The organism is Streptomyces xiaopingdaonensis, from assembly GCF_000262345.1.
Taxonomy (GTDB): Bacteria; Actinomycetota; Actinomycetes; order Streptomycetales; family Streptomycetaceae; genus Streptomyces; species Streptomyces xiaopingdaonensis.
In genome coordinates this window covers 1-9045 of the sequence record NZ_AJTQ01000315.1, presented here as the reverse complement: position 1 = coordinate 9045, position 9045 = coordinate 1, and the positions used below count along the sequence as shown (strand labels likewise).

Annotated in this window: 5 protein-coding genes; 2 read left to right on the top strand and 3 right to left on the bottom strand. The window is 75.6% G+C overall.

Going from position 1 to position 9045, the window contains the following annotated elements; genetic code table 11:
- Positions 1–231 precede the first annotated feature (231 nt).
- Together UWG_RS0124420 and UWG_RS0124415 are read left to right on the top strand one after the other, a co-directional pair.
- On the top strand, positions 232–3798 hold the full coding sequence (locus UWG_RS0124420) for a hypothetical protein (protein WP_016909820.1): 3567 nt from the start codon (positions 232–234) through the stop codon (positions 3796–3798).
- 133 nt (positions 3799–3931) lie between these two features.
- Positions 3932–4882: a bifunctional riboflavin kinase/FAD synthetase gene (locus tag UWG_RS0124415; RefSeq protein WP_029391734.1), complete on the top strand. Its 951-nt coding sequence runs from the start codon at positions 3932–3934 to the stop codon at positions 4880–4882.
- A gap of 317 nt (positions 4883–5199) precedes the next feature.
- Here the strand turns inward: UWG_RS0124415 and UWG_RS30935 are convergent, their stop codons facing one another.
- The 3 genes from UWG_RS30935 to UWG_RS0124400 form a co-directional block, all read right to left on the bottom strand.
- Complete coding sequence (locus tag UWG_RS30935) at positions 5200–7635, bottom strand: SCO5717 family growth-regulating ATPase (RefSeq protein ID WP_016909818.1); 2436 nt, start codon at positions 7633–7635, stop codon at positions 5200–5202.
- A 251-nt stretch (positions 7636–7886) separates the two neighbouring features.
- The gene (locus tag UWG_RS0124405; RefSeq protein ID WP_016909817.1) at positions 7887–8591 is read right to left on the bottom strand and encodes a hypothetical protein; all 705 of its coding nucleotides are present in this window, start codon (positions 8589–8591) and stop codon (positions 7887–7889) included.
- Positions 8591–9045, bottom strand: a 455-nt coding sequence (locus UWG_RS0124400) for a type VII secretion protein EccE (protein WP_016909816.1), incomplete at its 5' end; no start/stop codon positions are given. The genes UWG_RS0124400 and UWG_RS0124405, both read right to left, overlap by 1 nt.

The window sequence follows — 9045 nt, the reverse complement described above, 5'->3', positions numbered from 1 at the left end:
GCCGCTGCGGCGGGCTGGTCCCGCCGTGCCGTGTGCGAGTGCCCACGGCCCCCCTCCCGGCTCCCTTTGTCTCTATGTCCACTCCTGAGCGGCGATTCACCCCAACGTGCAGGCGCTCGGGGTGAACGACCGGCGTGCACGGGGGCGCGTTCGCCCTTGGGGTGGTGAGAGAGATCAACTCGCGCCTAATCTCGGGTCGTTGGGAGGACAAGGGGGCGGGAGGTTCGGACGATGTCGGCGGTGCGGTCCCGGGACGCGCTGGCCCGGGTCTGCGGGCCGGACGGACGGGTGCGCGGCACCGCCTTCGCCGTCGACGAGGGCACCCTCCTCACGGCGGACGAGGTGCTCGCGACGCCGCGTCCCTCGCTCCTCGCCGGCGAGGGGCCGCCCCTGCCCGTCGCTCAGCGGTCGGTCGTCCGCCTCGACGAGTGGGACCTCGCGCTCCTCCGGGCTCCGGGCGAGGGGCCTGAACCCCTCGTCGTCGGCGCGGCGCGTGGCGTGTGGGAGGGGTGCGCCGTGGAGCTCGGGCCGCTCGGCCCCCGCGCCCGCCTCGTCGGCACGGTGCCCGTCCGGTACGCCCCGGAGCACCGTGCCGGACTGCCGCCCTACCGGTTGCAGGAAGCGCTGCGACTCGTCCCCGCCGAAGCGGAGGCCGAGCGGTACCTGCACAGCCCCGAAGCGCCGGGCACGCCGCTCCTCGACACCACGACCGGTGCCGTACTGGGCGTCGTCGCCAGGGAGTTGGCGGGTGCCGCGGAGGCGGCGCACGCGGTGCCTCTCCCCGTCGTCGCGGCGCAGGCGCCGGACGGCGCGCTCGCGGCCGTGCTGCGCCGCAACGCCGCGAACCACCCCGCCTACGGCCGTGACCTCAACCTCGCCGGCGCACTCCACCTCACCGCGGCGTCGGCGGCGCCGGCCGTCGAGCGCCACACGGGGGCGGTCGCGAGGCCGCAGACGTCCGCCGAGCTCGCTGCCTTCACCTCGGGGCGCGCCTCGGTCGCGGCGCTCGTCGGGGAGCCGGGTGAGGGGAGGACGACGGAGCTGGCAGCGCTCGCGGTGCGCCGCGCGCGGGGGCCGGAGCCGGCGCCGACCGTCTGGTTGCGCGGCGCCGAACTGCGGCCGGACGACGCGGGGTTGCGGGAGGCCGTCGGCCGTGCGCTGCTGCGCTCGGGGCGCATCCTCGCCGCGTCGCTCGACTCGGCCTCGGCCGCCGGCGAGGAGCAGCCCGACCCGGACGTCGTCGCACGGCTCGCGAGGGACGCGGCGCGTCCGCTCCTCGTGGTGCTCGACGCGCCCGAGGAGATGCCGGTGGCGCTCGCCTCCGACCTCGTCATGTGGGCGCGGAGCAGCGCGGGTTGGCTCGGGGCCTCCGGCGCCCGCCTCGCCGTCTGCTGCCGCCCGGAGTTCTGGGAGTACGCCGGGCGGCTCTTCCCCTCGGGGCTGCTGCACGAGCCGTCGGAGCCGACGCGGGACGGGACGGCGCTGCCGCCGTGCATCCGGCTCGACCCGCTGCCTTCCGGGCAGGCCGCGCGCCTGCGCAGGGACCTCGGCGTGCCCGAGGGCACCCTCGCCGACGCCGACGCCGCTCACCCGCTGGCGGTCCGGCTCTGCGGAGAGGTGCGCGCCGCCCAGGGGGACGTGTCCCGACGGCCCGGTGCCGGGGCGCCGTTGACCCGGCGGGACGTCTTTGCCGCGCACCTCGACGCCGTCGCGCTCCGTGTCGCCCTGCACCTCACGTCCGGCGGGCGCACGCCGGCCCACGGCTCGGTGCGCCGCCTCGCCGCGCGGGCCGCCGGGCGGCTCCACGAGGCGGCGCGGCGGTGTCTGGGGCCCGGCCAGGGGGAGTTGGACCGGTCCGGGTTCGAGGAGGTCTTTCCCTGGGCCGGCGGCTGGGCTCCGGCGGTCCTCGCCGAGGAGGTCCTCCTTCCGGCCGGGGACGGGTACCGGTTCGCGGACGAGGAGTTCGGCGAGTGGCTCCAGGGCCGCCACCTGCGGCTCGACGCTGCGCTCGCCCAACTCACCGCGCCCGGCGGGGAGTCGGGGGCGTGCTCGCCGGTGCCGAGGTACCGGTTGGGGACGGTCGTCGAGGCGCTTCTCCGGCACGGCGAGCGCTGCGGGCCCGCGGCGCTCGGGGAGGTGCTGGCGCCGTTGGTCGATGTCGCGGTTCCGGAAGCGGGCGGGGCGTGCCCTCGCCGGGAGGGGGCCGACGGCCCTGAGACGCAGGGGAGTCGGGAGGCCCGTGTGCCCCGGGAGTCCGCGAGCGCACACGACGGCGGACGGAAGCGCCGGGGCGACTCCGCGGCGCCGGGAGCCCCGGCCGAACCTCGTTGGTGGGCGGCGCGGTTGCTCGTGCGGATGCTGCCGAACCTGCCGGACGCCGCCTGCACGCCCGTCGTGGAGGCGCTCGCGGTGCGGCTGCGTGCGGTGGTTGCGGGCGGAGGCGACGTACCGGAGGAGTTCGAGCCCTGGTTCTGGCGCCGCCTGCCTCTCGCGCCGGGGCGCAAGGCCGAGGTGCTGCGGCTGCTCGTCCCCGCCGACGACCCGTCGGGACAGGTGCCCGAGCGCTTCCTCGACCTCGCCTCCGAGCTCCTCGAAGCCGCCCCTGACGAGGTGCGTCCGGCGCTCTGCCGCTGGTTCGCGGACACGACTCCGCTGGCGGCGCGGCACCGCGGCGGCTCCGACGTGCCCACCGTCGCGGCCGCGGCGCAGGCGCTGCTCTACGCGCGGCGGCGGGACGGCGTGCAGCATCTCGTCGACGTGCTGGCCGAGGCGGCGCACCCGCGCGCGGACGAACTGCTCGAAGAGCTGCTGGAGGAGGAGAGCGCCGCTTTCTGCCGCGCCGTCCACGCGTGGGCGACGGACGCGCGTCCGCGACGCCGGGCGCTCGCAGCCGAGTGGGGAGTGCGGGTGGCGCGCAGAGCCGAGACGGCGGACCTGGCGCTGCTGCGTGCGGCGGCGCTCGCGCTGCGGGAGTCCCCCGCGGACGGCTCGCTCCACGCTGCCGCGCTCGCCGTGCTCGTCCGCGATCCGGGGGCGCGCGCCGCTCATCTGCCCTCCGCCGTGGCCCGCTTCGTCTCGGGAGGCGGGTCCGAGCTGGCCCGCGCGCTGGGCACGGCGCTCGACGCGTACCCGGAGCTGGTCGTCGGAGCCTGCAGGGAGCGGCTGCGCGAGTCCGAGGCGGAGCCGGGCGAACTCCTCGCCGTACTCGACGAGGTACGTACGGCGGAAGCCGCCGCCCGCGTCGCCAGGGTGTTCGCCGAGTGCGCGGAGCTGCGTCCCGAAGCCGTGGCCCGAGCGGTCTCCGACGCCGTGGACGGATCGGCGGGCGGTCGGCCCGTGGTGCTCCGCGCCTTCCTCCGCGAGCTGCTCGACTGCCCGCTGCGGCAGGTGCGCAGGAGCCTCGCCGAGGCGCTCGCGCCCGTCGAGGGCGCCCTGCGGGACGAGCTGCTCGCCGCGCTGATCGCACACGAGACGGCGCCGTCGGTCCTCCGTGCGACGCTGTGCGCGCTCGTGCGCCAGCGCAGTCCGAGGCGTGACGGGGCACACGTCGGCGCCGTCGGTACGCGGATGTCGGCGGCTTCGAGCGGGGCTGCCGGGTTCGACGCGCTGCTGGGGGAGCTCGCCGTCGAGACCCCCGGTGTCGCCGCGGCGGTGGCCGAGTGGGTCGGCGCCGCGCCCGAGGTGTGGTCACCGCTGCTCGGCCCCGCCGTCAGGCGCGCCTGCCTCCCCTGGCCCGCCGCCGGCGCACGCCCGCGCGACGGGGAGGCCGTGACGACGGAGGCGGCGCGCGGGTGTTGAGGCGCAGGCCGGAGCCGCGCAGGGGTGGGTCCCTGACCGCCACCTGCAGCGGACATGGCACCCTTGGACCGGCGAACGCCATCGGCAGGGACAGGCAGCGGACAACGGCTAGAGCATCGGCGAGGAGCAGGACGTGCAGTGCTGGCGTGGCTTGGAGGACATCCCCGAGGGCTGGGGGCGCAGCGTCGTCACCATCGGCTCGTACGACGGGGTGCACCGCGGGCACCAGCTGATCCTCGGGAAGGCCGTGGAGCGCGCCCGTGAACTGGGCGTTCCGGCCGTCGCCGTCACCTTCGACCCGCACCCCAGCGAGGTCGTGCGGCCCGGCAGCCATCCGCCTCTCCTCGCCACCCACGAGCGCCGTGCCGCGCTCATGGGCGAACTCGGCATCGACGCGGTGCTGGTGCTGCCGTTCACCCCGGAGTTCTCCAAGCTGTCGCCTGCCGACTTCGTGGTGAAGGTGCTCGTCGACAGGCTCCACGCACGCAGCGTCATCGAGGGCCCCAACTTCCGCTTCGGGCACCGCGCTTCGGGCACCGTCGAGACGCTCGCCGAGCTCGGCCGCAGCTACGACTACGACGTGGTCGTCGTCGACCTCTACGAGCGCGGCGAGGCGGGCGGCGGACAGCCGTTCTCGTCCACGCTGGCGCGCGGCCTCGTCGCCGAGGGGGACGTGAGCGGGGCCGCCGAGGTGCTGGGCCGCCCGCACCGCGTCGAGGGCGTCGTGGTGCGGGGCGCGAGCAGAGGGCGCGAGTTGGGCTTCCCGACGGCGAACCTGAAGACGCCGCCGCACTCGGCGATCCCGGCCGACGGCGTTTACGCCGGCTGGCTCCACGCGCAGGGTGAGGAGATGCCGGCGGCGATCTCGGTCGGCACCAACCCGCAGTTCGACGGCGACGAGCGCACCGTCGAGGCGTACGCCATCGACCGTGTGGGGCTCGACCTCTACGGGGAGCACGTCGGCGTCGACTTCCACGCCTATCTGCGGGGTCAGCTCAAGTTCGACACCCTGGACGCGCTCAAGCAGCGGATGGCCCAGGACGTCGACGAGGCGCGCGCGCTCCTTGCCGACGTCCGTGGCTGAGACGGGTCCGAGACGCACGACGTCCGACGCAGGGCGGTTGGCCGTCGTGCCCCGGGCGCGGACTGTGCGTAGAGGTCCTCCGCGACGGACCCCGTGCTGAGCACCACGGGCGCCAGCGGAGGAGGCCGTACTTACCGCCTCCGGCGCGATCCGGAAGGCGGGACGCCGCGTAGGCGCGGCAGATGACGCGCAGGCTGCCGCCTTCGCCGGTTGGCGAGCGCCCTGCGGTCACGTCTCCCCTCGTCCTCCTTCGCGCACGGCGAAGGAGGACGGGGGAATCGCCGCGTTGACGGGGTAGTCGAGACCGGGCCCGGAGCTCAGTGTGGCGGCTGCTGGCCAGGTCCCTGCCCGGGATAGCCCGGCTGCTGACCCGGCCACTGCCCCTGCTGCTGCGGGTAGCCGTACGCACCGGGCGGCATCCCCGGGAGCGGCTGCCCCGGCATGGGGGGTGCGAGCTGCGGCGGCGGGTTGTTGCCGTCGCCCGTCCAGAGGCCCTGTTCGCGCTGGGCGCGGGCGAAGTCCTCGGCGATCAGCGTCGAGAGTTCGAAGTACGCCTCGCGCGTCTTCGGGCGCATCAGACCGAGGTCCAACTCGGCGCCGGCGGAGAGGTGTTCGTCGAACGGGATGGTGACGACGCCTCGGCAGCGCGTCTCGAAGTGCGACACGATGTCCGACACCTTGATCATCTTGCCGGTCTCCCGGACCCCGGAGATCACGGTGAGGGAGCGCTGCACCAGGTCGCTGTAGCCGTGGGCGGCGAGCCAGTCGAGAGTGGTGCTCGCGCTGCTCGCGCCGTCGACCGACGGGGTGGAGATGATGATCAACTGGTCGGCGAGGTCGAGGACTCCGCGCATCGCCGAGTAGAGAAGGCCCGTCCCCGAGTCGGTGAGGATGATCGGGTACTGCTTGCCGAGGACGTCGATGACGCGTCGGTAGTCCTCGTCGTTGAAGGTGGTGGAGATCGCCGGGTCGACGTCGTTGGCGAGGATCTCCAGGCCCGAGGGGGCCTGCGAGGTGAAGCGCCGGATGTCCATGTAGCTGTTGAGGTACGGGATCGCCGTCACCAGGTCGCGGATGGTGGCGCCCGTCTCCCTGCGGACGCGGCGGCCGAGGGTGCCGGCGTCCGGGTTGGCGTCGATCGCGATGACCTTGTCCTGGCGCTCCGTCGCCAGCGTCGAGCCGAGCGCGGTCGTGGTCGTCGTCTTGCCGACACCGCCCTTGAGGCTGATCACCGCGATGCGGTAGCACGACAGGACCGGCGTGCGGATCAGCTCCAACTTCCGCTGGCGCTCCGCCTCCTCCTTCCGTCCGCCGAGCTTGAACCGGCTCCGGCCGCCGCCGGGCTGCTGCCGGTTCTTCTTCTTGCTGTTGACGAGCCGGTCCGAGGAGAGCTCGACGGCAGCCGTGTACCCGAGCGGCGAACCCGACTGCCCCTGACGCCGCGGGTCGGCGCCGGGGGAGGGCTGCGCGGCCTGCGGTTGGGCCGGGTGCGGGCCGGGCGCACCGGGATGCTGCGGGTACGGCGGGGGCTGCTGGGCCGGGGGCTGCTGGTACTGCTGCGGGTACCCGTAGCCGCCCTGCTGCGGCACGGGCGGGGGCGGCGACTGCTCGGGGGTGTGCCCCGCCGGCGGCGTCGGGCCCGTGCCGGACGGCGGCACCGGGGCGGCCGTCTCATCCGTCGGCGGCCGGTGTGCATCCGAGTGCGGCGGCAACTGCGGCGGTACGGGCGGGGGTTGGGGCGGCTGCGCCGGCCGGGCAGGCGGCTGAGCGGGTGCCGGCTGCGGTCCGGCCTCGGCCGGCGTCCCCGGCGCCGTCGGCCACGGGGCGCCGGCGGGGGGCTGGGCGGCGGGCTGGAAGTGCGGCGGCAGCGGCGGGAGTTGGCCGCCGCCGCTGGGCGGGCCCGACGTCTCCCCGGTGCCTGGTGCGCTCGGCCACGGTCCGGCCCGCTGGGGCGTACCCGCGGGCGGGGTGTCCTCGGGCGACGCCGGGTGCGCGTTCCGCGGATCGGCGGCCGGGGGCACGGCGTCCTGCGGGACCTCCTCCGGGGCGTCCTTCTTCTGGGCGCGGGACGCGATCTCGCGGCGCAGGGAGGCGGTGGAGATGCGGACGGTGGCGCCGTCCTCCAAGTCGCCTGCGCCCGCGACGGGTTCGGCGGGCGGGGGCGCCGCGTCCGTCCTCGGGGCGTCCTCGGGCGGCGCGTCGGCCTGCTCCTCGGCCGGCGGAAGCGTGGGCGCGGGCTCCGGCTCGGAGTCCTCGGAGGCCGGGGCGACGGGCGCGTCGTCATCCGGCTCCGCGGGGGCGGAGAGAGCGGTGTACGAGGAGGCGGTCCGCTCTTCCCGGGAGGCGCCTTCCTCGGCTGCGGACGGTGCGGGGGCGCCGTCTGCCCGTACGCCCGGCCTTCCCTCGGCGGCGTCGTCTTCGGGCAGCTCTGCGGCACGGCCCTGCGTGCCGTGCGGAGGGGTGTCCGCCGACTCGGCCTCCGGGACCGCCGGTTGCGTGGACGACGTCCCCAACGGCTGCGGGGGGCTGAGCAGATGGTCGCCGTCCTCGTCGGCCTCCGGTTGCGGGGCGGCGTCCGGCGCCTCCGAGCCCTGCGTGTACCAGGCGGGGGGTGTGTAGTCGATGGTGAACTGGCCTGTGGACTCGGAGTCCTGCTCCGAGTCGGCGTCGTCCGCGTCGATTTCCCCCGCTTCGAGCCGATCGGTCTCGGGGATGGTCCCGCCGACGCGGATCTCGTCCCGATCGCTGCTCACAGTGCCTCCTGCTGCTCTGGTCGTACTCCCCGGTAGGCCAAGTGCGCCCCCGCACAAGCCTAATCACCGTCGCGGCGGATACGCCCCCTCGGTCCCGGTGATCCGGCCGGTACGCGTGCCCCGACACAACCAGTCGAAGGTCTCGATTCCATTTCGGCCGTACCCCGGGCGTACCCCCGGGCGCGCCGCCTACGCACCAACCGCCTCCGGCACCGCGGCGGTTGGCGCCGTGCCGAGGGCCCGCGGGGCCGTCAGTCCAGGCGTCGCGGCACGCCGAGCAGCCCCGACTCCGCGTCGGTCGGCTGCGTCACGGCGTACTGCCGGTCGTGCCGGGTGCACCAGAGGGTCACGCCGTCGCCCAGCGTGGAGAGGGTGTCGACGTCCCGCTGGGGGAGCTGCATGCGGCGTCCGATCTCCCGCGCCTCGTCCGGCGATACGCGCTGCACACCGACGAGCGAGGCGCTCCGCAGCAACCGCGGCGCCGAGGGGCTCAGATACGGCAGCAGCGTCACCACCGACTGCCACGCCATCGAGGCGACGCGCCCGCGCGGCGGCCGCATACCGCAGTCCCGGACCACCAGCACCGGACTGCTGACGGTCGCGCCCATCGGCGGCACGCGGCCGACGTCGTGGAGACTGATGCACTCCTGCCCCGCACCGGCCGCCTGCACCAGGTTGCTCCACACCTGCGCCCGACCCGTCTCCACGGCCACCCGCGCGCCCGTGCCCGCCGCACGCAGCGCCAGCACCTGCGCCGTCCACAGACCGCCGACGAGGAGGACGTCGTACGGCACGGGGTGGTGGAGGCCGATCACCTGCGGCCGACCCTCGGCGTCGGCGCCGATCACCACGCCGTCGTCGCCGATGGGGAGGGAGAGCGCCCCCAACTCCTCGTGTGCCAGGGAGTGTTCGGCGCGCCTCGGGCCTACGAGGCCCCGGCGTCCCGTCGTCGGCATCAGTGGGCACCTCCCAGCGGCAGGGTGGCGAGGACACCGGGCAACTGCTCGCGGTCGAGCCGGACGAGGCCGACCTTCGCGGAGCGCGCCGTGCGCTCCAAGTGCCGGCGGGCCGCGTCCAGTTCCGTCTCCGAGCGGCCGGTTACCCGCAGGTGTCCGGCGAGGGCCGCCGACTTGTTCCCGCGCGACCGTCCGACCGTCAGGCTGAAGGTGGTGGTGAAGGTCGGCACCGAGGTCAGGAGTGCGGCAAGGCGCGGCAGCGGCGTCGCGGCGCGGCCCAGCTCCGGCCAGCGGCCCACCTGATAGGTGGTGTGGTGCCGGTCGTCGCACCGCCACTCGCGGGCCGTCTCCGTGGTGCGCCGGGCCGGCGGGGTGTCGGGCTGGCTCGCCCTCGCCGTCGCGACGGGGTTGACGCACGCCGAGGTGGCGACGGCAGAGACCAGCTCCTCCTCGC